The organism is Mycetocola manganoxydans, assembly GCF_003667545.1.
GTDB lineage: Bacteria > Actinomycetota > Actinomycetes > Actinomycetales > Microbacteriaceae > Mycetocola_A > Mycetocola_A manganoxydans.
This window is the reverse complement of sequence record NZ_RCUV01000005.1, coordinates 161,197-185,299: the sequence shown is the minus strand read 5'-3', so window position 1 is coordinate 185,299 and position 24,103 is coordinate 161,197. Positions and strand designations below refer to the sequence as shown.

Sequence of the window (24,103 nt, the reverse complement as noted above, 5' to 3'; positions counted from 1 at the left end):
CGGCCAGCCAGCGAGAGCTAGTTGATGGCCTCAAAAAGGGACACAATGTTGTTTTCCGGGTCCGTCAGGTTGAGCGTGACCACGGGACGTCCCGCATCGGCGAGCACACTGGCATCGCCCTGGGCCTGCGCCTGGATCAGCTGACCGAACGTGAACGGACGGCCGGGAACCTCGAGGTCCGTCGGCTGTTCCTGCGTGATCTGGAGGAAAACGCCGACGGCGGGGCCGCCCTTGTGGAACTGTCCCGTCGAGTGGAGGAATCGCGGGCCCCATCCGAACGTCACGGGACGATCGGTGATGCCGGCGAGCATCGCGCGGATGCCCTCCAGCTGGGGGAGCGAGACGCGATCGACGTACGCCTGAACCGCCAGGTAGCCGTTGTCGGGCAACTGGGCGATGAGGGTGTCGATGGCCTGCTTCACCGTCGACGTGCCTGCCAGTACCGATCGGTCTCCGCGGACCTCGATGCCGTTCTCGGCAAAGAGGGGAGCGGTCTGCTCCGGGCGAGCATCGAGGAGCCCGCGCGTTGCGATCTTGGCGGATTCGACGTCTGGCTGGTCGAACGGGTTGATGCCGAGAATGCGTCCGGCGACAACGGTCGCGTACTCCCAGACCATCATCTGCGCGCCGAGCGTTCCCGAGACGAGGATCTCGCCTTCGTGCCGGTCGCGGGGGAACAGGTGCAGCTGGTCGGCGTCATCGACAAGGCGCACGAGCTGCACGTCCGGGTAATCACCGGAGAGCTCGGGTGCGAGCGCATCGACGACGACGGGGAGCAGTCCTGTTCCCTGCTTGCCTGTTGATTCGGCGATCAGTTGCTCTGCCCAGTCGGGGAATCCGACGATGTGGGTTCCATCGGCAACGATCACCAGTTTGTCCCGAAGCGGCGACGTTCCTGCGATGGCTGCGCCGAGGATGAGACCCGGATTGTGCTTGTCGTCGATCGACAGTTCGACGGCGACCGAGTCGGCCTCGTCGAGCAGGGCTCCGACATCGACACCGGCAAGACCGGATGGCACGAGCCCGAATGCGGTGAGGGCAGAGTACCGGCCCCCGACGTTCGGGTCGGCGTTGAAGACCCGGTAGCCGGCTTCGCGGGCGGATGCGTCGAGCGGCGACCCGGGGTCGGTCACGACGATGATGCGTCCGCGCGGGTCGATGCCGACGTCCGTGAAGGCCTTCTCATACGCGCGACGCTGGCTGTCGGTCTCGACCGTGGAGCCGGACTTGGAGGACACGACGAGGGCCGATGCCTCCAGGCGGTCGGCGAGTGCGGCAAGAACCTGTCCCGGAGCGGTGGAATCGAGGACGGTGAGGTTGCCTCCGAGGGTGCGGGTGATGACCTCTGGTGCGAGCGAGGAACCGCCCATGCCGGCGAGGACGATGTGCTCCACCCCGGCATCGGCGAGCTCAGCGCGGAGCGCCTCGATCTGCGGCACGAGCGGCCGGGAGACCGTTGTCGCCTCGGTCCAGCCCAGGCGCTTTGACGCTTCCTCTTCGGCCGACGGGCCCCACAGGGCTGAGTTCAGCCCTGTGATGCCCGACGCGACCATGTCGCCGACGAGCGTCGGGACGACCGCGTCAACGGCGTCCTTGGCTGCGCCGCTGACGTGGATCCTGAAGCTCATTTTGCGGCCGCCAGAGCAGCGGTGACCGTGTCGAGCAGTTCGTTCCAGGAGACGATGAACTTCTCGACGCCTTCCTTCTCGAGGAGCGCCGTGACCTCGTCGTACGAGATACCGAGGCCGGCGATCGCGTCGAGAACCTGGTTGGCCTCATCGTATGAACCGGTGATGCTGTCGCCCTCGATCTTGCCGTGGTCGAACGTCGCCTCGAGCGTCTTCTCCGGCATCGTGTTGACGACGCCCTGCGCGACGAGCTGCGTCACGTAGAGGGTGTCAGGAAGGCTCGGGTCCTTGACACCGGTCGAGGCCCACAGCGGTCGCTGCTTGTTCGCGCCCGCGGCGAGGAGGCTTGCAGCCCGCTCGGACGCGAAGGTCTGCTCGAAGGCTTCGTACGCGAGCTGTGCGTTGGCGACGCCTGCCTTGCTCTTGAGAGCAAGAGCTTCGTCGGTTCCGATGTCGACGAGGCGCTTGTCGATCTCCGTGTCGACGCGCGACACGAAGAAGGACGCGACCGAGTGGATCGTCGACAGGTCGATGCCGGCGGCCTTGGCCTGCTCGAGGCCGGTGAGGTACGCGTTCATGACCTCGCGGTAGCGCTGGAGGCTGAAGATCAGTGTGACGTTGACGCTGATGCCGGCGCCGATCGCGGCGGTGATTGCTTCGAGGCCCTCGACGGTCGCGGGGATCTTGATCATCGCGTTCGGCTTGTCGACCTTGGCCCACAGTGCCTTCGCCTCGGTGATGGTGCCCGCTGCGTCGTGTGCCAGGCGCGGCTCGACCTCGATCGAGACCCGGCCGTCGAAGCCGTTCGATGCGTCGTAGATCGGACGGAACAGATCCGAGGCGCGTGCGACGTCAGCGGTGGTAATCTCGAAGACCGCCTCAGTGACATCCTTGCCTGCTGCAGCCAGCTCGGACACCTGCTCGGCGTAGCTCTCACCGTTGCTGAGCGCACTCGCGAAGATCGTCGGGTTCGTGGTGACACCGACGACGTTCCTCGTGTCGATGAGCTGCTGGAGGCTGCCCGAGTCCATCCGTCCGCGGGAAAGGTCGTCGAGCCAGATGCTGACGCCTGCGGCGGAAAGCTGGGCGGTGGGGGTTGATTCAGTCATGATTCTTCTCCTCGTGCCCGGGCTACTTGCCGAGCGTTTCTTTTGCGGCGGCGACAACGGCTTCAGTGGTGATGCCGAACTCGCGGAACAGGGTCTTGTAGTCAGCGGAAGCACCGAAGTGCTCGATCGAGACGGAGCGGCCGGCGTCGCCGACGATGCTCTTCCAGGTCAGGTCGATGCCCGCCTCGACGGAGACCCGCGCGGTGATCGCCTTCGGGAGGACCTTCTCGCGGTACGCGTCGTCCTGCTCCTCGAACCATTCGAGGCAGGGAACGGAGACAACGCGGGCCTCGACGCCATCAGCCTTGAGGGCTTCTCGGGCGTCGACAGCGAGCTGGACCTCGGAGCCGGTGGCGATGAGGATCACGTCGGGGGTGCCGTTGGATGCCTCGGCGAGGATGTACGCACCCTTGGACACGTTGGACGCTGCGGCGAAGGTGTCGCCGGATGCTTCACCTGTGCCGCGTTCGAACACCGGGATGTTCTGACGCGTGAGCGCGATACCGGCTGGTCCGCCACGGCGGGCGAGGATCTCTTGCCAGGCGTAACCGACCTCGTTGGCGTCGCCGGGGCGGACGACAGCGAGGTTCGGGATGGCACGCAGGGTTGCGAGCTGTTCGATCGGCTGGTGGGTCGGGCCGTCTTCGCCGAGGGCGACGGAGTCGTGGGTCCAGACGAAGATCGACGGCACGTTCATCAGGGCGGCGAGACGCACGGCGGGGCGCATGTAGTCGCTGAAGATGAGGAAGGTTCCACCGTATGCGCGGGTCGGGCCGTGCAGGGCGATGCCGTTGAGGATTGCTCCCATGGCGTGCTCACGGATTCCGAAGTGCAGGACACGGCCGTACTCGTTGCCGGTCCACTCCCTGGTCGAGTGGTCGCTCGGCACGAACGAGGCTGCGCCTTCGATGGTGGTGTTGTTCGACTCGGCGAGGTCGGCGGAGCCGCCCCACAGTTCGGGGATGACCGGTCCGAGTGCGTTGAGCACCTTTCCGGATGCCGCGCGCGTCGACACATCCTTACCGGGCTCGAAGACAGGAAGGGCCTCTTCGACGCCCTCGGGAAGCGCTCCGGTCAGCAGGCGGTCGAGCAGTTCACCCTTCTCAGGGTTCGCTGCCTTCCAGGCGTCGAAGCTCTTCTGCCATTCGGCTCGCTGCTCAGCGCCACGCTCGACGGCCTTGCGGGTGTGGGCGAGGACCTCGTCGGAGACGACGAAGCTTTCGGCGGGGTGGAAGCCGAGGACTTCCTTGACTCCGGCCAGTTCGTCAGCACCAAGAGCGGAACCGTGGATCTTGCCGGTGTTCTGCTTCTTCGGGCTGGGCCAGCCGATGATCGTCTTGAGGACGATGAGCGACGGGCGGTCGGTCTCGGCCTTCGCCGCTTCGATGGCGTCATTGAGGGCCTGGATGTCCTCGACGTACTCGCCGGTCTTCTTCCAGTCGACCGTCTGAACGTGCCAGTGGTATGACTCGTAGCGGGCCGCGACATCCTCGGTGAAGGCGATGTTGGTGTCGTCCTCGATCGAGATCTGGTTGCTGTCGTAGATGGCGATGAGGTTGCCGAGGCGCTGGTGCCCGGCGAGCGATGATGCCTCGCTTGTGACGCCTTCCTGGAGGTCGCCATCGCCGGCGATCACGTAGACGAAGTGGTCGAACGGGCTCTCGCCCTTGGCGGTGTCCGGGTCGAACAAGCCGCGCTCGTAGCGGGCAGCGTATGCGAAGCCGACGGCGGAGGCGAGGCCCTGGCCGAGCGGGCCTGTCGTGATCTCGACGCCATCGGTGTGGCCGTACTCCGGGTGACCCGGAGTGAGGGAGCCCCAGGTGCGAAGCGCCTTAAGGTCTTCAAGCTCGAGCCCGTAGCCACCGAGGTACAACTGGACGTACTGCGTCAGCGAGCTGTGGCCGACGGACAGGACGAACCGGTCGCGTCCCAGCCAGTGCTGATCGCTCGGGTCACGGCGCATGACTTTCTGGAAGAGCAGGTAAGCGGCCGGGGCGAGGCTCATCGCCGTACCCGGGTGACCGTTCCCAACCTTCTCGACCGCATCCGCTGCGAGGAGACGGGCGGTATCAACCGCCGTGTTGTCAATGGAATCCCATTGCAAAGCTGCCACAGTAGTGACCCTTCTGATCGACGTCGTCGGGCCATCTCTGGCCCGCTAACTGAGCGTGAAACACGCACGTTTGGCTTCATTGGCTCCGCCGGACACACCTCCGACGACGAGAACGACGACTGGGAGAGCACCACAAACGGTTTGGCGAGCCCCTTCAGTATAGGGAACACCGTATGCGTATGACGGGGAGGTTACGTCCCGGGGCCCAGTCTGGTAGCGGGCTTAACCGTTCATACTCCTCACCTAGAATGGGGGAGCAAGCCACCGGTAAGAGGAGCGATGAACATTGCTGTAGAAGACCGCGTCACGCCACAACGCGTGAGCGCCGTCGACAAGATCAAGGGATACATCTCCCTCACGAAACCCCGCGTGATGGAACTTCTCCTGGTCACAACCGTCCCGGTCATGATCCTTGCCGAGGGCGGCATCCCGAACCTCTGGCTGGTCCTCGCTACCGTCATCGGTGGGGCGCTCAGCGCGGGATCGGCCGGCGCCTTCAACTGCTACATCGACCGCGACATCGACAAGGTGATGAAGCGCACGAGCAAACGGCCGCTCGTCACCGGCGTGCTCAGCCCGCGCGAAGCTCTCGTCTTCTCCTGGACCCTTGCCATCGTCTCGACGGTCTGGCTGTACTTCACGACCAATCCGCTCACCGCGGCGCTGTCCGTCGGCGCGATCTTCTTCTACGTCGTCATCTACACGCTGTGGCTCAAGCGCTGGACGTCGCAGAACATCATCTGGGGCGGAATCGCCGGATGCTTCCCCGTTCTCATCGGCTGGGCCGCCGTCGCGAACTCCCTCAACTGGGCGCCGGTCATCCTCTTCGCCGTCGTGTTCCTCTGGACGCCTCCGCACTATTGGCCGCTGTCGATGAAGTACCGCGAGGACTACCGCACGGCTGGCGTCCCGATGCTCTCGGTGGTCCGTGGACGCGCGCAGGTCGGACTGCAGGTCATCCTGTATGCGTGGGCAACGGTCGCATGTTCGCTGCTTCTCATCCCTGTCGCCTCGATGGGCATCCTCTATACGGTGGTCGCCGCGGCATCCGGTGGTTGGTTCATCTATGAGACCCACCGCCTGTACAACCTCGCGATCCGCCACGAGCACGTCTCGCCGATGCGGGTCTTCCACGGGTCGATCAGCTACCTGACCCTGTTGTTCCTCGCTGTCGGTATCGATCCGCTGCTTCCCTTCTAGGAGGGTCAAGTCGAGCGTTCGAGCGGTCCGTAACGGTCGCTCGGATTCGTCACGGGCGAGCTTTGCGGACCGATCGATCGGCGGAGTGACCCTTCGGGACCTCGAGGAAAAGGGACCGACAGGAAAGGGGCCTATGCGGACCGGAGCGACTCCGCCGGTTCGGTTGCCGCCGGCAGCTCCGCGGGCGTCTTGAGGTGCAGCACCGTCACCGTCATCGCTGCGGCGAGCATGCAGGCGAGCACCATGTGAAGCCCGACGAGAATTTCAGGAAGACCCATCCGGGCCTGGGCGACACCGACAACGATCTGCACGCCTTCGACGACGAGAAGAAGTGCCGAGGGGAAGCGCAGGCTCGGCACCGGCAGCAGCCAGGCAGCGGCGACGATCACGACGGTCAGTGCAAGGGTGATGTAGGCGGGCCACGAGTGCACGTGCTGCAGGAACTCGGAATCGAGTCCATTGCGCGCAGCTCCCTTGTCACCGGCATGCGGCCCTGACCCGGTCGTGAGAACTCCGACGACGATCGTCACGGCGACGAAGAACGATGCAGCATGGGTCGTCGCAGACAGCCACACCGGCGCCGTGCGCACTCGCGCAGCGTTGCCCTGATAGACCCGGAACACGAGAACCGCTCCGAGCACGACGAGCGTGACACTGAGCAGGAAGTGCATGCCGACGACGTAGGGGTTCAGGCCGCTGAGTACGGTGATGCCGCCCACGACAGCCTGGAACAGGACACTGCAGGCCGGGATGATGGTGAGGATGAAGAGATCGCGGCGGCGCTTGCGGTACTTGAGCACGAACAGCAGAGCGAAGATCGCGATGATCTGCAGCACGAAGAACAGCGTGCGGTTGCCGAACTCGATAACGCCGTGGATGCCCATCTCCGGCGTCGAAACGAAGGACTCGGCGGTGCACTTCGGCCAGGTCGGGCAGCCGAGGCCCGAACCGGTGAGCCGGACCGCGCCACCCGTTCCGACGAGAACCGTCTGCGCCACGAGGTTAAGCCACGCCACCACTCGCACCCGTCGGTCGACATCCGTCGGTAGCCAGTTCCAGAATCGTCTGGCTTCCTGTGCAATTCGGTTCACGGTCGAGCATTCCTCTACTTGTGGTGTTGCTGTGACTGGTCTTCGAGCCTCGTGCTATTTACCGCCACAACCTGTAGAATCGTGGGGTTCATGCATTTAAGTCTGGCACTCGCCAGCGAACGGCGCGGGAGCAGCGCGGCCCCCGTCCTTGAACAATTGTAGATACGCAAAATCAGCCGCCTGCACATTCCTGAGCAACTCCTGTTGTTCCGGCGTGCGCGGGAATGCGCCGCGCAGAAATCCTGTTAGGCAGCTGAGAAGGAAAGAGGTAGACATGTCAGACGTTCTGATAGACCGCCCCGAACTCGAAAGCCTTGGGCAGTACGAATTCGGATGGGCGGACTCAGACGCCGCAGGCGCTTCCGCCCGGCGTGGAGTTTCTCCCGAAGTCGTCTCGGACATCTCCGCCCTCAAATCGGAACCCGAATGGATGCTTCAGCGCCGCCTCAAGGGACTCTCGCTCTTCGAGCGCAAACCGATGCCGCTGTGGGGTGCAGACCTCTCGGAGATCGACTTCGACAACATCAAGTACTTTGTGCGCTCCACCGAGAAGCAGGCGCAGACCTGGGAAGACCTCCCCGACGACATCAAGAACACGTACGAAAAGCTGGGCATCCCCGAGGCTGAGCGCCAGCGTCTTGTCTCCGGTGTCGCGGCACAGTACGAATCCGAAGTTGTCTACCACCAGATCAACGAGGACCTCGAGCGCCAGGGCGTCATCTTCATGGACACGGACACCGCTCTTCGCGAGCACCCGGAGATCTTCGAGGAGTATTTCGGAACGGTGATTCCGGCAGGTGACAACAAGTTCGCCGCGCTCAACACGGCCGTCTGGTCGGGTGGATCGTTCGTGTACGTGCCGCCGGGAGTGCACGTCGAGATCCCGCTGCAGGCCTACTTCCGGATCAACACCGAGAACATGGGTCAATTCGAGCGCACGCTCATCATTGCCGACGAGGGCAGCTACGTTCACTACATCGAGGGCTGCACCGCCCCGATCTACAAGTCGGACTCACTGCACTCCGCGGTCGTCGAGATCATCGTGAAGAAGAACGCCCGTGTTCGCTACACGACCATCCAGAACTGGTCGAACAACGTCTACAACCTCGTCACCAAGCGCGCCACCGCGGCAGAGGGCGCAACGATGGAGTGGATCGACGGAAACATCGGCTCCAAGGTCACCATGAAGTACCCGTCCATCTACCTCATGGGCGAGCACGCCAAGGGTGAGACCCTCTCCGTCGCGTTCGCCGGCCCCGGCCAGCACCAGGACGCCGGCGCGAAGATGATTCACATGGCTCCGTACACGCAGTCGTCAATCGTCTCCAAGTCGATCGCACGCGGAGGTGGACGCGCCGGCTACCGCGGCGAAGTCCGCGTCGATGCCAACGCGCACCACTCGGCGAACACCGTTCGCTGTGACGCACTCCTGGTCGACACGATCTCGCGGAGCGACACCTACCCCGCCATCGACATCCGTATCGACGACGTCCAGCTCGGGCACGAGGCAACCGTCTCGAAGGTCAGCGAAGAGCAACTGTTCTATCTCATGAGCCGCGGAATGCCGGAAGACGAGGCCATGGCGATGATCGTCCGTGGCTTCATCGAGCCGATCGCTCGCGAACTGCCCATGGAATACGCACTCGAACTCAACAAGCTCATTGAAATGGGCATGGAAGGATCGGTCGGCTAAATGACGATCTCCGCGCCGGAAGCAACACCCACCAAGCTCGAACAGACCGGGCAGCTCGGTTACAAAAAGCACACCGACGGTGGATGGGGAGTCGTCCCGATCCAGACCAGGTCCGATCGGTTCCGCTCGACCGACGTCGCCGACTTCCCGGCCCTCACCGGTCGGGAAGCGGTCTGGAAGCTGACCCCGATCGACCGGATCTCCGATCTCATCGACGGAGAGCTCGACGGCGGCGAATACGCGTACTCAGCGACGGCTGTCGACGGGGTCGACATCCGCTGGGTTGACCGCGATGACACCCGCATCGGCACGGCGGGTACGCCGGAAGAGCGCGGCTCCGCGAACGCATGGACCCGCTTCGAGAAAGCCCTCGCCGTCACCGTTTCCGGTGAGGAAGCGAAGACCGTTCGGATCGACCGCTCCCAGTTCGGCATCGCCCCTCGTGCTGCCCACGTGCTCATCGAGGCCAAGCCGTTCAGCTCCGCGCTCGTCATTCTGGAGAACACCGGATCCGCGCGTCTCAGTGAGAACGTCGAGATCCTCGTTGGGGACGGCGCGGACCTCACCGTCGTCACCGTTCAGCAGTGGGACGACGAGGCAGCGCACCTCGCGTCACACTTCACCGTTGTGGGACGTGACGCTCGCATCAAGCACGTCGTCGTCACCCTCGGCGGCAGTGTCGTGCGCATCAACCCGTCGACACACCTCAACTCCTCTGGCGGCGAGGTCGAGGCGCTCGGCCTGTACTTCGCTGACGCCGGCCAGCACCTCGAGCAGCAGGTCTACGTCAACCACGACGCCCCGCACACCAGGAGCCGTGTGACCTACAAGGGAGCACTCCAGGGCGAGGGCGCCCGCACCGTCTGGATCGGCGATGTTCTCATCCGCCAGACGGCGACGGCGACCGACAGCTATGAGCAGAACCGCAACCTCGTCCTCACCGACGGAACCCGGGCTGACTCCATCCCCAACCTCGAGATCGAGACCGGCGATATCGCCGGAGCCGGCCACGCCAGCGCAACCGGTCGATTCGACGACGAGCAGTTGTTCTACCTGCAGGCTCGTGGCATCAAGGAGGAAGAAGCTCGCCGCCTTGTCGTTCGCGGGTTCCTCACCGAGATCGTCCAGCAGATCGGCGACGCCGACCTGCAGGCACGTCTCGAAGTCGCCATCGAAGAAGAGCTGAGCGGAACCAGCCTCACGTCGGACGGACGGTAACGGTGGCCGAACGTGTCTGCGCGCTCAGTGACCTCGCGGTCAACCAGGCCAAACGTGTCGTCGTCGACGGCATCCCGATTGCTCTCGTGCTCGACAGCAACGGCGATGTGCACGCGATCGGTGACACCTGCACCCACGGCGACATCTCGCTGTCAGAGGGTTTCGTCGAGAACGACACCCTCGAGTGCTGGGCGCACGGCTCCCAGTTCTCCCTCCTCACCGGCAAGCCGCTGACGCTTCCCGCATACGAACCCGTCCCGGTCTACGCCGTAGAGCTGACCGACGGAGATATTTTCATCGACCCGACTGTAACGAAAGAGATCTGACACCATGTCTGTACTTGAAATCCGCGACCTGCACGTCAGCGTCGAGACCGAACAGGGATCCAAGCCCATCCTGCGTGGCGTCGACCTCACCATCAAGAAGGGTGAAACACACGCCATCATGGGCCCCAACGGGTCCGGCAAGTCGACCCTCGCTTACACGATCGCCGGTCACCCGAAGTACACCGTCGACTCCGGCTCGATCACTCTCGACGGTGTCGACGTCCTGGCGATGAGCGTCGATGAGCGCGCCCGCGCCGGCCTCTTCCTCGCCATGCAGTACCCGGTTGAGATCCCCGGCGTCACCGTCACGAACTTCCTCCGCACCGCAAAGACCGCCATCGACGGAGAAGCACCGCCCATCCGTCACTGGATCAAGGACGTCAAGAACTCCATGAAGGACCTCCGGATGGATGCGACCTTCGCCGAGCGAAACGTCAACGAGGGCTTCTCCGGTGGAGAGAAGAAGCGCCACGAGATCCTCCAGATGGAACTGCTCAAGCCGACCTTCGCCGTTCTCGACGAGACCGACTCCGGACTCGACGTCGACGCGCTGAAGATCGTTTCTGAGGGTGTCAACCGCGCCAAGGAGAACACGAACCTCGGCGTGCTTCTCATCACGCACTACACCCGGATCCTCCGCTACATCAAGCCGGACTTCGTTCACGTCTTCGTCGACGGACGCATCGCCGAGCAGGGTGGGCCCGAGCTCGCCGACCGTCTCGAGAACGAGGGTTACGACCGTTTCCTCGTCGGCGAAGCGACGACGGCGTAGGCTTAAGCCATGGTCAGCACACTGAGTCCACAGCGCTTCGACGAAGTCGAGGAAGCCCTCAAGGACGTGATGGATCCCGAACTCGGGATCAACATCGTCGACCTCGGGCTGATTTACGACCTCGGCTGGGACGACGAGAACAACGCGCTCATCATCCACATGACGTTGACAAGCGCCGGTTGCCCGCTCACCGATGTTCTTGAAGAACAGACGGCGCAGGCTCTTGACAACGTCGTCGACGCTTTCCGGATCAACTGGGTCTGGATGCCGCCGTGGGGTCCCGAGAAGATCACGGACGACGGGCGCGACATGATGCGCGCGCTCGGTTTCTCGATCTGAGAAGACCCACCCGATATCGTCGGGGGATGACTGATGTTTCCTCCGACCCGACCGACGTTCTGCGTGCCCGGACGAGCGAAAAGTGGGCGGAGCATCCCGACGATGTTCTCCCGCTCTTCGTCGCTGAAATGGACTACCCGCTTGCGGACCCCATCCGCCGGGTTCTGCACGAGGCGATCGACCGCGGTGACACCGGATATGTGGCGTCGGCGAACCCGCTCGCCGGGGCATTCTGCGGGTTCGCCGGCAGACGGTGGAACTGGGACCTGACGGACGCCACGGTGCTGTCGACGGCGGACGTCAGCATGGGCATCGTCGAAATCCTTCGCGCGGTGACGGCGCCGGGGGACCGGGTAGCGATCACTCCGCCGGTCTACCCGCCGTTCTTCGACCTTGTCGCGGAAGCGGGAGCATCCGTCACAGAAGTCCCCCTCGTCGACACCGGTGATGGGCCCCGGCTCGACCTCGATGGACTCGAGACGGCCTTCGCCGGCGGCGCACGCGCGTTCGTCCTCTGCAACCCGCACAACCCGCTCGGGCTGCTCCACAGCCGAGCCGAGCTCGCGCGCGTCGCCGAGCTCGCCCTGGCGTTCAACGTGCGGGTGATCAGCGATGAGATCCACGCGCCTCTCACGCACCCTGGCGCGACATTCGTCCCATACCTCAGCGCGTCGACGGTCGCGAGGGAGAACGGCTTCGCCCTGCACTCCGCCAGCAAGGCATGGAACATCGCCGGCCTCAAGTGCGCCCTCATGGTGGCGGAGGGGGAGGAGCCGAAAAGCATCCTCGCCGGACTGCCCGTGGAGGTGACGTGGAGGACCGGCCAATTCGGGATGCTCGCGAGCACCGCCGCGTACCGGGAGGGTGAGGGCTGGCTCGACGGTGCCCGTGCCTCGATCAAGGCGAACCTCGATCTTCTCGACGAGCTCCGTCGTGAGCACCTTCCCGATGTGTCCTGGCGACGTCCGGACGCGGGCTATCTCGCCTGGCTTGATTTTCGCGGTCGCGGTTGGGGCGACGACCCTGCGGCGCGGATCCTCGAGCAGGCGAGGGTCGCCCTCAGCCCGGGAACGGGGTTCGGCTCGGGAGGATCAGGCTGGGCCCGGATCAACGTCGCCTGTTCTCCTGAGCTTCTCACGGAGGCGGTCCGGCGCATCGCGGCCATCCCACCCGGACCTCAGCGCCAGTGAACTGAGGGGTGAGGCGAGCTCCCAGCCGGGACAACGTAGACTGTCAGGTTGACCCCCCTATTTTCTGCGTCATTTGTGGCGCTCCCGAAGGAACTGGAACAACGTTTTGCTGAGTGTGCACGATCTCGAAATTCGCGTCGGGGCACGGGTTCTCATGGACGATGTCAACTTTCGTGTCTCCGCAGGCGACAAGATCGGCCTCGTGGGCCGTAACGGCGCGGGCAAGACAACACTGACCAAGGTTCTTGCCGGCGAGCTTCAGCCGTCCAACGGCAAGGTGGAGCGTTCAGGCGAACTCGGCTACCTCCCGCAGGACCCGCGGTCGGGCGATCCAGAGGAGCTCGCACGCACGCGAATCCTCAACGCCCGCGGTCTCGGCAGCCTCGTCCTCGGAATGCAGGAGGCGACCATGGGGATGGCGTCAGAGGATGCCGCGACGAGCGCCGCGGCGATGAAGAAGTACGGGAACCTCGAAGAGCGTTTCCAGATGCTCGGTGGATACGCGGCCGAGGCGGAGGCCGCATCGATCGCGAGCAACCTCAATTTGCCGGACCGAATTCTCGACCAGCAGCTCAAGACGCTCTCCGGCGGACAGCGTCGCCGGATCGAGCTGGCCCGGATCCTGTTCTCCGACGCGAGGACGATGATCCTCGACGAACCGACCAACCACCTCGACGCCGATTCGGTGATCTGGCTGCGCGAGTTCCTCAAGACCTACACCGGCGGCTTCATCGTGATCACCCACGATGTCGAACTCGTCGGGGAGACCGTCAACAAGGTGTTCTACCTCGACGGCAACCGCCAGGTCATCGATGTTTACAACATGAACTGGAAGAACTACCAGCGCCAGCGTGCCGCCGATGAGGAGCGACGCAAGAAGGAACGCGTCAACGTCGAGAAAAAGGCGACATCGCTGCAGCTCCAGGCTGCGAAGTTCGGCGCCAAGGCGTCCAAGGCTGCCTCCGCCCACCAGATGGTGGCTCGGGCTGAGAAGATGCTCTCCGGCCTCGACGATGTCCGCGCCGTCGACCGGGTCGCCAAGCTGCGATTCCCGGAACCGGCACCGTGCGGCCGTACCCCGCTGATGGCATCCAACCTGTCACGCAGTTACGGGTCCCTGGAGATCTTCACGGCCGTCGACCTCGCGATCGACCGCGGCTCCAAGGTTGTCATCCTCGGGCTCAACGGTGCCGGAAAGACGACGCTGCTGCGAATCCTCGCGGGAGTGGACTCCCCGGACACGGGGGAGGTCGAACCCGGCCACGGTCTCCGCATCGGTTACTACGCCCAGGAACACGAAACCCTCGACGTGAAACGCAGCGTGCTCGAGAACATGGTGTCCTCGTCGCCGCACATCACGGAGACCGAAGCCAGGAGGGTCCTCGGATCCTTCCTGTTCACCGGAGACGACTCGCACAAGCCTGCTGGCGTTCTCTCCGGCGGTGAGAAGACTCGACTCGCTCTCGCGATGATCGTCGTCTCCGGCGCGAACGTGCTGCTCCTCGACGAACCCACCAACAACCTCGACCCCGCGAGCCGCGCCGAGATCCTCGACGCCCTCGCGCACTACGCGGGTGCTGTCGTCCTCGTCAGCCACGATGAGGGCGCCGTGCAGGCCCTCAACCCGGAGCGAGTCCTCATCCTGCCCGATGGCGTCGAAGACCACTGGAACAAGGATTACCTCGAGCTCATTGAGCTCGCCTGACCCGTCCGCTCAGCGGAGCGAAGCGTCGAGGATGTCATCCTCGACGTCGGCATCCGTACGCTTCGCAGCCCGTTTGCGTTCGCGCTGATCGGCTCGCGCCTTCTCGGCGGGATCGTCCGCGTTGAGGTGACGGTACTCCTCACGGATGGCGTACCCCAGGAACGCGAACCCGAGCAGGGCGAACACGATCCACTGCAGGGCGTACGAAAGGTGCGAGCCCTCGCTCAGTTCGGGTTTGAATGCGGGGAGCGGCCTGTCGTCTGCCGGGGCAGGTGTTTCGGAGGCCATCAGCCCGTATGCGCCGGTGAAGACCGTCGCATCGATCCGCTCGGCGAACTGGGCAAGCTCAACGGTCGCGATCTGGCCGTCCGGTGCGGTGCGGCCAGGCAGTGACGGCTCGCCTGGTTTGAGCCTCGCCGTCACGGTGACCTCGCCGTCGGGCGGTTCCGGGATCATGTCGGGGAGGTCCTGCGCATTGCCCGTCGGCAGCCAACCGCGATTGACCACGAAGACGCTCCCGTCGGTGAGGCGGAGTGGGGTGAGGACCTCGAATCCCGGTTGTCCGTTGCGGGGTCGGTTACGGACGAGCACCTGTTCGTCCACGAGGTAGGTTCCCGTCAGTGCGACGGGCGTCCACTCGACACCGTCGTCCCAGTCCGCGGGAGAGTCCAGGACGTCGCGGAGCGGGATGGCTTCGTTTTCGTAGTTCTCGAGCACGAGGGAATTCTCGAGGCGTCTCTCCTCGAGCCGCGCCACCTGCCAATTGGACAGCAGAACGCACACGATGGCGAAGACCATTGCGACAGCGAGGTACCCGAACCACCGCCTGCTGAAGACGAAACGCCAGTTCTTCACGGTGCATCCTCCGGGTTCAGCGCGAGCATTGTGACGGGAAAATCCCGCGCGGCGAGAAAGTCGCGGAGATACCCGGAGTGTTCATCGCACGCGAGCCACACCTTGACCCGGTCCTCGGAGTGGATTTTCGGGTTGCGCCATTCGATCCGCCACCCGGCCGTGGCGGAGCATCCGGCCCGGGAACAGGTGAACTGCTCGGGCTCTGAGAAAAGTGAGATCATGACGCCTGACGGTCCGGCCTGTCCTGCTCGGGAACGACCCGCTCCGGAAGTGCGACGATTCCGTCTGGTCGCAGCACCGTTGGGTCGGCCCTCGGCGCGCCGACGTTCGCGAGAACGACCGCCACGTATGGCAGACCGATCGCGCCGGCAGCGAACACGAACTGCCACCACCCTGTCGTCACCAGCATCAGCACAAGGCACACCACACGAACGCTCATCGCAATCGTGTATTTGAGCATTCGTGACCGCCGCTCCGCTTCGGGAGACGGCGGTAGTGAGGTGATGGATGGCTGTTTCATTCACTCCAAGACTACGCTTGTTTTCGTACCTCCAGCCGGGTTGACGATCCACTTGCGTGACGTCGAACCACTGGGATTTCCATCACCACCGGAAGGCCGACATGCCCCACTCTGACTTCACTCCGCGCACCGTACTCGTGACGGGAGGAAACCGGGGAATCGGTTTCGCCATCGCGGAGGAGTTCGTCGCTCTCGGGCACCGCGTTGCTGTGACGGCTCGATCGGGAGAAGGCCCGACAGGGAGCCTCACCGTACGGGCGGATGTCACGGACGCAGCCTCGATCGACGCCGCGTTCACCGAGATCGAAGCGGAGCACGGGCCGGTCGAGGTCGTCGTCGCGAACGCCGGAATCACGCGCGACACCCTCCTCATGCGGATGAGCGAAGACGACTTCGACAGTGTCGTCAACACCAACCTGGGCGGGTCCTTCCGTGTCGTGAAGCGGGCGTCGAAGGGAATGCTCAAGGCACGCTTCGGCCGGATCATCCTCATCTCGAGCGTCGTCGGGCTGTACGGCGGTCCCGGCCAAGTCAACTACTCCGCGTCGAAGGCCGGGCTCGTCGGCATGGCGAGGTCCATCACCCGCGAACTCGGCGCGCGCGGAATCACCGCGAACGTCGTCGCACCGGGCTTCATCGAGACCGACATGACGGCTGAGCTGCCCGAGGCAACCCAGACCGAGTACAAGAAGAGCATTCCTGCCGGCCGGTTCGCCACACCCACCGAGGTCGCGAGGGTCGTCGCGTGGCTCGCCGGCGACGACGCCGGATACATCTCAGGCGCTGTCATCCCCGTCGACGGTGGACTCGGGATGGGCCACTAGCGCGGAGAGGCCTGACTCAGCCCCTGAGTCCGAGCAGCGGCAACACGTCGGCGAGATCAATGTTCTCGACGACAACATCTGCCCCGACGCGCACGGCGGGCTTGGCGTTGAAAGCGACGCTGAGCCCCGCCTCCGCCATCATCCTGAGGTCGTTGGCCCCGTCGCCGATCGCGACGGTCCGCGACACGGGCACACCGGCATCCGCCGCCCACTCGAGAAGAGCGGATGCTTTCGCTTCCGCATCGACGATGGGGCCGTCCACGCGTCCGGTGAGACGTCCGTCCTGGACTTCCAGCCGGTTGGCACGCCAGACATTGAGGCGGAGGGTGGCAGCGAGCGGGTCGAGGAGTTCGTGGAACCCGCCGGAGACGACGCCGACGATGCCCCCTGCGGCGTGGACGCCTGCGATGAGTTCGTGCACGCCACGGGTGGGCCGGATCCGTGAGGACACCGTGGCGAAGACGGCGTCGGGGAGCCCGGCGAGGGTGGCGACACGGCCGCGCAGGCTCTCGGCGAAGTCGAGTTCACCCCGCATGGCACGCTCGGTCACCCGGGCAACGACGTCGAGGGTTCCCGCTTCATCGGCGAGGAGTTCGATGACTTCGTTTTCGATGAGTGTTGAGTCGGCGTCGAGCACGACAAGGAACCGGGCCGGCACTCGAGGCGCCGGCGAGATGGGGGAGCTCATCGGGAAACGCGCAGCCCCTTGCCGACCACCGTCAGGCCGGATTCAGTCACGGTGAAACCGCGGGCGCGGTCGCGTTCGGGATCCACACCGACGGACGCGCCTGCCTCGACGACGACATCCTTGTCGAGGATCGCGCGCCGCACCGTGGCATCCGGCCCGACATCGACCCGGTCGAACAGGACGGAGTCGACGACGCTTGCCCCTGACTCGACCTTCGACCACGATCCGAGGACGCTGCGTTCGATGTGCGCGCCCGAGATGAGAGAACCGAGCGACACGATCGAGTCGATGACCGTGCCCAGGTTGCCCTTCGCATCCCGAACGAATTTGGCCGGGGGAGAGTTGAGCTGCTGGCTGAAGATCGGCCACTCGCTGTTGTACAGGTTGAAGATCGGCAGGGTCGAGATGAGATCCTGGTGTGCTTCGAAGAACGAGTCGATCGTCCCGACGTCGCGCCAGTAGTAGCGGTCGCGGTCGGTGGACCCTGGCACGTCGTTGTTCTTGAGGTCGAACACGCCGGCATCGCCACGGTTCACGAAATCGGGGATGATGTCCCCGCCCATGTCGTGGTTCGAGTCCGTCCGCTCGCCGTCTCGGATGACGGCCTCGATGAGCGCGTCGGTGTTGAAGACGTAGTTACCCATCGATGCGAGGACTTCCTGCGGCGAGTCGGCGAGGCCCTCGGCATTGATCGGCTTCTCGAGGAATTCGGAGATCTTCGTCGGGTCGTCCTTGTCGAGCTGAATCACGCCGAACTGGTCGCTCAGTTCGATCGGCTGACGGATGGCCGCAACCGTCGCTCCGCGGCCCGATTCGATGTGGGCCTGAACCATGTCGCGGAAGTCCATCCGGTACACGTGGTCGGCACCGACGACGACGACGATGTCCGGCTTCTCGTCACGGATGAGGTTGAGGCTCTGGAGGATCGCGTCCGCCGATCCGGAGAACCACCGTTTGCCGAGGCGCTGCTGCGCGGGAACGGATGCAACGTAGGCGTTCAGGAGCCCGGACAGCCGCCAGGTCTGAGACACGTGACGGTCGAGACTGTGTGACTTGTACTGGGTCAGCACGACGATCTGGGTGAGCCCGGAATTAATGAGGTTCGACAGCGCGAAGTCGATCAACCGATACTGCCCTGCGAACGGAACGGCTGGTTTTGCCCGGTCAGCCGTGAGCGGCATCAGGCGTTTCCCTTCGCCACCGGCGAGGACAATTCCAAAGATCTTCTTCGATGCGACCATGCCACAACACTAGAGGCAACCCCAGAGGTGTACTAGCGTTCGAGTCATGCGAGTCGATCTTCTTACCCGGGAATACCCACCTGAAATCTACGGCGGAGCCGGCGTTCACGTCGCCGAACTCGTCGCAGCGATGCGGGGGGAGATCGACGTCACCGTTCGCTGCTTCGGTGAGGAACGGGGGGAGGCGGATACGTTCGCCTACCAGGTTCCCTCGGAGCTGGCCGGCGCGAACGGAGCGCTCACGACGCTCGGCACCGATCTGCTGATGGCGCAGGACGCTGCGGGTGCCGATCTCGTTCACTCCCACACCTGGTACGCGAATGGCGCAGGGCATCTCGCGAAGCTGCTCCACGGCATCCCGCACATCGTCTCCGCACACAGCCTGGAACCGCTGCGGCCGTGGAAGGCGGAGCAACTCGGAGGCGGATACCGCGTCTCGAGCTGGATCGAGAAGACCGCGTTCGAAGCAGCGGATGCCGTCATCGCCGTCAGCAACGGCATGCGGCGCGACATCCTCCGGAGCTACCCGGCACTGGACGAGTCCCGCGTGCACACCATCTACAACGGCATCGACCTCGACGCGTGGAAGCCTGTCCACGACGACGAGCTCGTTCGCTCGATGGGCATCGACCCGACGAGGCCGAGCGTCGTCTTCGTCGGGCGGATCACCCGCCAGAAGGGCCTCCCGTACCTGCTGCGGGCGGCATCGCTGCTTCCGCCAGAGGTGCAGCTCGTGCTGTGCGCCGGAGCACCGGACACACCCGAGATCCTGGCCGAAGTCGAGGCCGGCGTCCGCGAACTCCAGAAGGAGCGCTCCGGCGTGGTATGGATCGACCGACTGCTGCCGAGGCGGGAGCTTTGCGCCGTCCTGACAGCCGCGACGACCTTCGTCTGCCCGTCGGTGTACGAACCGCTCGGCATCGTCAACCTCGAGGCAATGGCCTGCGGTGCCGCCGTCGTTGGAACCGCGACCGGCGGCATCCCCGAGGTCGTCGACGACACGGTCACCGGGCGTCTCGTTCCGATCGAGCAGGTGACGGACGGAACGGGAACACCCGTGAACCCCGACACGTTCGTGGCCGATCTCGCCGCGACCCTCACCGCGGTCGTATCGGACCAGGACGCCGCCGCCGCGATGGGCGCCGCCGGACGGATACGGGCCGAACGCGAGTTCAGCTGGGAGCGGATCGGCTCCGAGACCATCGCCCTGTATCGCTCGGTTCTTGCGCGCTGACGCGCGCGCCACCGGCACGGACGACCGTTTCCGACGGATAGGCTAGGAACATGTCGAGCGTTTTGCAGTTGAGTGACGTATCGGTCGTTCGAAACGGCCGTGCCATCGTGGATTCCGTGTCCTGGACGGTCGAGGACGACCAGCGCTGGGTGGTGCTCGGGCCGAACGGCGCGGGGAAGACCACCGTGCTCCAGCTGGCATCGACACTCATGCACCCGAGTTCGGGGACGGTCGAGATCCTCGACTCCGAGCTCGGCAAGGTCGACGTCTTCGAGCTTCGCCCTCGGATCGGTATCGCGTCGACCGCAATGGCACGACGTGTTCCGTTCGAGGAGAGCGTGCTCAACGTCGTCATGACGGCCGCGTACTCCGTCACAGGACGCTGGAACGAAGACTACGAAGACATCGACGTGAAGCGCGCCCGCCGGGTGCTCGCGGAATGGAGCCTCGAAGACCTCGCTGACCGCAAGTTCGGGACGCTGAGCGACGGCGAACAGAAGCGAGTGCAGATCGCCCGTTCGGTGATGACAGATCCCGAACTCCTCCTGCTCGACGAGCCGGCGGCAAGCCTCGACCTCGGCGCACGCGAAGAACTCGTGAAGCTGCTCGGCGGGTACGCCCAGTCCGAGGAGTCACCGGCCATCGTCATGGTCACCCACCACGTCGAGGAGGTTCCGGTCGGGTTCACTCACGCACTGCTTCTCGCCGACGGCAAGGTCACGGCATCCGGGCCGCTGGCAGAGGCGCTCACAAGTGACACCCTCTCCGAAACGTTCGGGCTTCCGATCGAACTGACCGAACGCGACGGGCGCTTCAGCGCGCGTGCCAAGTAGCCTCCGTTCTCTGATAAAGTAGGTAGCTGGTCCAATGGGCCGTCTGCTTTCTTGCCGCATTTCGCGTGCGGGCGAGACTGAAACAATTCCTCCGAAACTTACAAGGAAGTCCTCATGAAGACTGACATCCACCCCGACTACAAGCCGGTTGTTTTCCGCGACCTCGCCTCAGGCGCAGTGTTCCTCACGCGTTCGACCGTGGGAAGCTCGAAGACCATGGAGTGGGAGGACGGCAACGTCTACCCCGTCATCGACGTTGAGATCTCCTCGGAGTCACACCCGTTCTACACGGGCAAGCAGCGCATCATGGACTCGGCCGGACGTGTCGAGAAGTTCAACAAGCGCTTCAAGGGCTTCGGCAACTAATTCATCGAGAAAGCCCGCGACCATTCGGTCGCGGGCTTTTTTCGTGCCCGGCGGCACCGGGCGGCGCACGTTGGGCAGGAGATTGCACGCTTGACAGGAGAGAAATCGCAAAAGTCTCCCGTGGATCGTGCGATCTCCTGTTTTGCGTACGAGCGCGGGTGCGCGGCCCTCGTCGCCGACGCGACAAGGACAAAGTCGCGAGAGAAGGATGCTGTCGCCCCGCGGCAACCTTATCCCGCGCCTTTCTCCTTCTCCCGCACCGGGCAGCGCCAGACAGCGAACCGTTACAGGACATCGCACGGTTTACAGGAGAGAATCCGCCGAAGTCTCCTGTGAACCCTCCGATCTCCTGTTCTGCGTACGAGCGGCGGATGCGCTGGCCCTCGTCGCCGACGCGACACAAGGACAAAGCCGCGAGAGAAGGATGCTGTCGCCCCGCGGCATCCTTATCTCGCGCCTTGGTCCTTCTCCGGCGCCTTATCCCGTCGACGCGGTCGCCGGGCGACCCGCTCAGGAACCGACGAACCGAGGCTGCGGGATCGCGGAGCCTCCGATCAGCGAACCGGCCACCCGGTCGCTGCCACGAACGTCGCGTCGCGGTTGCGCCGCATGTAGTCCTGGAAGCTGTCGGCCTGGTCCTGGCACCAGCCCTCCTGGAGCCGGTGCAACTCGATCGCGTCGACATTGAGCGCCCGGGAATGGGTACGTGCGATGGCCTGGGCCACCCGACCGGCGGCGATTGCGTCTGCGCCGGCGTCGTGGGCATCGGTGAGTTCGACGCCATAGTGGAGCGCAGCGGCGACGAGGGTGCGCTTGCCCTTGCGGTATCGGTCGACGGCCTTGTCGATCACGAGGGGGTCGATCACCGGTGCCGGGCTCAGCAGCGGTTCAACGTGATGACGCAGCGACTCGTGGAACAGCAGCGAAAGGTCGTACGGGGCGTTGTAGATGACGACGGGAATGCCCGCGTCGAAGTAGCCGCGCAATTCGGCGACGATCTCGGCGACGACGACCGGCGCGGGTCGCCCCTCCGCCCGAGCCCGCTCGGTCGTGATCCCGTGGACCGCTGTCGCCTGCTCGGGGATGGGGACTCCCGGGTCAGCGAGCCAGTCCCGTCGGCGGAGAACCTCACCCCGCCCGTCGAGGAGCCCGACGTTTGCGCTGACGATGCGGCTTGTGACGACGTCGATACCGGTGGTCTCGAGATCGAAGACGGCGAGGGATTCGGACCAGGGCGTTACTGCAGTTATCTCCACGGGACTCACGCTAGAGCGCACCACCGACAGGTCCTCGCTCACGCGTGACGCCGCTGTGAGAAGGGAGAGTCGGTCGGTCGCGCAACGTGCAGCCAGTAGAAGCTCTGGGCGGCGATGGTGAGCGTCACCTCACCGTTCTCGTCGAATGACGGGAACTCGGCCCCGCCGAAGAGGTCGAACAGCCGGCACCCGGCGAGGTCCGGCGCGACGATGGTCGTCGCGATCGGGTGATGCGAGAAGCTGAAGACGCACAGGATGTCTTCTTTCTCGTCGCCGATATGGCCGCCGATGTGGCCGCCGGTGCCCTGGTAGCTGCGGACGAAGCTCAACACCGACTCGTGATTGTTCGAGACGACCTCGACCGTGCCGAGCCCGAAAGCTGGGTGTCCTTTTCGCACGTGGATGACGTTCCGCACCCAGTGCAGAAGCGAGCGGGACTGGGCAAGCTGCGACTCGACATTGACGAGGGTGTAGTTGAACACGAGCGACTGAACGACGGGAAGGTACAGTTTGCCCGGGTCTGCCGTCGAGAACCCGGCGTTACGGTCCGGCGTCCACTGCATCGGCGTGCGTGAGGAGTCCCGGTCGGCGAGCCAGATGTTGTCGCCCATCCCGATCTCATCGCCGTAGTAGATGAATGGGCTGCCGGGGAGCGAGAACAGGAGCGCGTGGGCGAGCTCCAGTTCGGCACGCGAGTTGTCGAGCAGGGGGGCGAGGCGGCGCCGGATACCGACGTTCGCACGCATCCGCGGGTCGTAGGCGTACCAGCCGTACATCGCCTGGCGGTATTCCTCGCTGACCATCTCGAGGGTGAGCTCGTCGTGGTTGCGGAGGAAGACGGCCCACCCGGCCCAGTCCGGAACATCCGTCGTTTCCGAGAGCACCCGCACAAGCTCTTCTGCCTGCTGCGACCGCAGGGAGTAGAAGATTCTCGGCATCACCGGGAAGTCGAATGCCATGTGGCACTCCGGTTCCTCGTCGGTCCCGAAGAACGCGGCGACCTCGCGGGGCCACTGGTTCGCCTCCGCGATCATGATCCGGCCGGGGTACTCCAGGTCGACCATCGCGCGAAGCTTCTTGATGAACGCGTGGGTTTCGGGCTCGCCCTCACCGTTGCCGCCGTCGGACTCGTAAAGATACGGAATAGCGTCCAGCCGGAACCCGTCGACTCCCATGTCGAGCCAGAACCGGACGATGTCGAACATGGCCTCGTGCACGGCCGGGTTCTCGAAGTTCAGGTCCGGCTGGTGGGAGAAGAACCGGTGGAAGAAGAACTGCCGCCGGACCGGGTCGAACGCCCAGTTGGAGTCTTCGGTGTCGGTGAAGATGATCCGGATGTCGGGGTACTTCTGGTCGGTGTCGCTCCAGACGTAGAAGTCGCCGTACGGCCCGTCCGGGTCTTCGCGCGACGCCTGGAACCACTCGTGCTGGTCGGAGGTGTGGTTGAGCGGCATGTCGATGATGACTCGCATGTTCCGCTCGTGGGCCTTGGACACCAGATCCTTGAACTCTTCGACAGTGCCGAACTCGGGAAGAATCGAGCGGTAGTCGGAGACGTCGTATCCACCGTCGCGCAGGGGAGAGGTGAAGAACGGCGGGAGCCAGAGCGCGTCGACTCCCAGCCACTGCAGGTAGTCGAGGCGCGTGGTGAGCCCCTGGAGATCGCCGGAACCGTCACCGTTGCTGTCGACGAACGACCGGACCATGACTTCGTAGAAAATCGCCCGGCGATACCACAGAGGATCTCTCTCGAGACCGGGGAGCTGAATGGGCGCGGTGAAAGTCACTGGTATCGATTCCGTCGGGGCAGGTGCGAGGGGTGGACCCCCGCCGTCGTTGCCCTGATTCTATGGGGAGCCGGGTTCGGTTGCCGGGAGCGAAAAGCCTAAACTGGGATTCCCC

Annotated in this window: 23 protein-coding genes; 12 read left to right on the top strand and 11 right to left on the bottom strand. The window is 64.5% G+C overall.

What is annotated here, in order from left to right; translation table 11 throughout:
• Positions 1-17: 17 nt before the first annotated feature.
• From D9V29_RS04840 to tkt, 3 genes are read right to left on the bottom strand one after another with little or no spacing between them, the layout of a single operon-like run.
• Positions 18-1,628: a glucose-6-phosphate isomerase gene (locus D9V29_RS04840; protein WP_121672194.1), complete on the bottom strand. Its 1,611-nt coding sequence runs from the start codon at positions 1,626-1,628 to the stop codon at positions 18-20.
• Positions 1,625-2,737 carry a transaldolase gene (gene tal / locus D9V29_RS04835; RefSeq protein WP_121672193.1) on the bottom strand — a complete coding sequence of 371 codons (1,113 nt, stop codon included), beginning with the start codon at positions 2,735-2,737 and terminating at the stop codon, positions 1,625-1,627. The genes D9V29_RS04840 and tal overlap by 4 nt, the downstream gene beginning before the upstream one ends.
• A gap of 22 nt (positions 2,738-2,759) precedes the next feature.
• Positions 2,760-4,850 (bottom strand): transketolase, encoded by a 2,091-nt coding sequence (gene tkt, locus D9V29_RS04830; RefSeq protein ID WP_121672192.1) that lies wholly within the window; start codon positions 4,848-4,850, stop codon positions 2,760-2,762.
• A gap of 279 nt (positions 4,851-5,129) precedes the next feature.
• Between tkt and D9V29_RS04825 the strand changes: the two genes are divergently transcribed.
• On the top strand, positions 5,130-6,050 hold the full coding sequence (locus D9V29_RS04825; RefSeq protein WP_121672191.1) for a heme o synthase: 921 nt from the start codon (positions 5,130-5,132) through the stop codon (positions 6,048-6,050).
• Positions 6,051-6,181: 131 nt separating this feature from the next.
• Here the strand turns inward: D9V29_RS04825 and D9V29_RS04820 are convergent, their stop codons facing one another.
• A complete protein-coding gene (locus D9V29_RS04820; RefSeq protein ID WP_229790352.1) occupies positions 6,182-7,141 on the bottom strand; it encodes a COX15/CtaA family protein in 960 nt (319 codons plus the stop codon).
• 274 nt (positions 7,142-7,415) lie between these two features.
• Between D9V29_RS04820 and sufB the strand changes: the two genes are divergently transcribed.
• From sufB to D9V29_RS04785, 7 genes are all read left to right on the top strand, one after another.
• A complete protein-coding gene (gene sufB / locus D9V29_RS04815; RefSeq protein WP_121672190.1) occupies positions 7,416-8,834 on the top strand; it encodes a Fe-S cluster assembly protein SufB in 1,419 nt (472 codons plus the stop codon).
• 6 nt (positions 8,835-8,840) lie between these two features.
• Entirely contained in the window at positions 8,841-10,052 is a 1,212-nt protein-coding gene (gene sufD / locus D9V29_RS04810; protein ID WP_373294776.1) for a Fe-S cluster assembly protein SufD, read from the top strand.
• Between the two features lie 2 nt (positions 10,053-10,054).
• Positions 10,055-10,378: a non-heme iron oxygenase ferredoxin subunit gene (locus D9V29_RS04805; protein WP_121672188.1), complete on the top strand. Its 324-nt coding sequence runs from the start codon at positions 10,055-10,057 to the stop codon at positions 10,376-10,378.
• Positions 10,379-10,382: 4 nt separating this feature from the next.
• Positions 10,383-11,150, top strand: coding sequence for a Fe-S cluster assembly ATPase SufC (gene sufC, locus D9V29_RS04800; protein WP_121672187.1), 768 nt, complete (start codon positions 10,383-10,385; stop codon positions 11,148-11,150).
• Positions 11,151-11,159: 9 nt separating this feature from the next.
• Complete coding sequence (locus D9V29_RS04795) at positions 11,160-11,489, top strand: metal-sulfur cluster assembly factor (protein WP_121672186.1); 330 nt, start codon at positions 11,160-11,162, stop codon at positions 11,487-11,489.
• Between the two features lie 26 nt (positions 11,490-11,515).
• On the top strand, positions 11,516-12,679 hold the full coding sequence (locus D9V29_RS04790) for a MalY/PatB family protein (RefSeq protein WP_121672185.1): 1,164 nt from the start codon (positions 11,516-11,518) through the stop codon (positions 12,677-12,679).
• Between the two features lie 106 nt (positions 12,680-12,785).
• Complete coding sequence (locus D9V29_RS04785; protein WP_121672184.1) at positions 12,786-14,384, top strand: ABC-F family ATP-binding cassette domain-containing protein; 1,599 nt, start codon at positions 12,786-12,788, stop codon at positions 14,382-14,384.
• 9 nt (positions 14,385-14,393) lie between these two features.
• Here the strand turns inward: D9V29_RS04785 and D9V29_RS04780 are convergent, their stop codons facing one another.
• From D9V29_RS04780 to D9V29_RS04770, 3 genes are read right to left on the bottom strand one after another with little or no spacing between them, the layout of a single operon-like run.
• Complete coding sequence (locus D9V29_RS04780; protein WP_121672183.1) at positions 14,394-15,239, bottom strand: SURF1 family cytochrome oxidase biogenesis protein; 846 nt, start codon at positions 15,237-15,239, stop codon at positions 14,394-14,396.
• Positions 15,236-15,460 carry a hypothetical protein gene (locus D9V29_RS04775; protein WP_121672182.1) on the bottom strand — a complete coding sequence of 75 codons (225 nt, stop codon included), beginning with the start codon at positions 15,458-15,460 and terminating at the stop codon, positions 15,236-15,238. The genes D9V29_RS04780 and D9V29_RS04775 overlap by 4 nt, the downstream gene beginning before the upstream one ends.
• Complete coding sequence (locus tag D9V29_RS04770) at positions 15,457-15,759, bottom strand: DUF3099 domain-containing protein (RefSeq protein ID WP_121672181.1); 303 nt, start codon at positions 15,757-15,759, stop codon at positions 15,457-15,459. Before D9V29_RS04770 ends, D9V29_RS04775 begins: the two co-directional genes overlap by 4 nt.
• A gap of 101 nt (positions 15,760-15,860) precedes the next feature.
• Between D9V29_RS04770 and D9V29_RS04765 the strand changes: the two genes are divergently transcribed.
• Positions 15,861-16,583, top strand: coding sequence for a beta-ketoacyl-ACP reductase (locus D9V29_RS04765; protein ID WP_121672334.1), 723 nt, complete (start codon positions 15,861-15,863; stop codon positions 16,581-16,583).
• 16 nt (positions 16,584-16,599) lie between these two features.
• Here the strand turns inward: D9V29_RS04765 and serB are convergent, their stop codons facing one another.
• Positions 16,600-17,271 (bottom strand): phosphoserine phosphatase SerB, encoded by a 672-nt coding sequence (serB, locus tag D9V29_RS04760; RefSeq protein WP_121672180.1) that lies wholly within the window; start codon positions 17,269-17,271, stop codon positions 16,600-16,602.
• A complete protein-coding gene (locus tag D9V29_RS04755) occupies positions 17,268-18,512 on the bottom strand; it encodes a glucose-1-phosphate adenylyltransferase (RefSeq protein ID WP_121672179.1) in 1,245 nt (414 codons plus the stop codon). The genes serB and D9V29_RS04755 overlap by 4 nt, the downstream gene beginning before the upstream one ends.
• A gap of 46 nt (positions 18,513-18,558) precedes the next feature.
• Here D9V29_RS04755 and glgA point away from each other — a divergent pair, with 46 nt between their 5' ends.
• From glgA to D9V29_RS04740, 3 genes are all read left to right on the top strand, one after another.
• Positions 18,559-19,746, top strand: a complete 1,188-nt coding sequence (gene glgA, locus D9V29_RS04750; protein WP_121672178.1) for a glycogen synthase — start codon at positions 18,559-18,561, stop codon at positions 19,744-19,746.
• A 50-nt stretch (positions 19,747-19,796) separates the two neighbouring features.
• The gene (locus D9V29_RS04745; protein ID WP_121672177.1) at positions 19,797-20,579 is read left to right on the top strand and encodes an ABC transporter ATP-binding protein; all 783 of its coding nucleotides are present in this window, start codon (positions 19,797-19,799) and stop codon (positions 20,577-20,579) included.
• Between the two features lie 114 nt (positions 20,580-20,693).
• The gene (locus D9V29_RS04740; RefSeq protein WP_121672176.1) at positions 20,694-20,945 is read left to right on the top strand and encodes a type B 50S ribosomal protein L31; all 252 of its coding nucleotides are present in this window, start codon (positions 20,694-20,696) and stop codon (positions 20,943-20,945) included.
• Between the two features lie 554 nt (positions 20,946-21,499).
• On the opposite strand, the gene D9V29_RS04735 is transcribed toward D9V29_RS04740, so the two are convergent.
• Both D9V29_RS04735 and treS read right to left on the bottom strand, forming a co-directional pair.
• Positions 21,500-22,195: an exonuclease domain-containing protein gene (locus D9V29_RS04735; protein WP_220699927.1), complete on the bottom strand. Its 696-nt coding sequence runs from the start codon at positions 22,193-22,195 to the stop codon at positions 21,500-21,502.
• A 44-nt stretch (positions 22,196-22,239) separates the two neighbouring features.
• Positions 22,240-23,988 (bottom strand): maltose alpha-D-glucosyltransferase, encoded by a 1,749-nt coding sequence (treS, locus tag D9V29_RS04730; protein WP_121672174.1) that lies wholly within the window; start codon positions 23,986-23,988, stop codon positions 22,240-22,242.
• Positions 23,989-24,103: the final 115 nt, after the last annotated feature.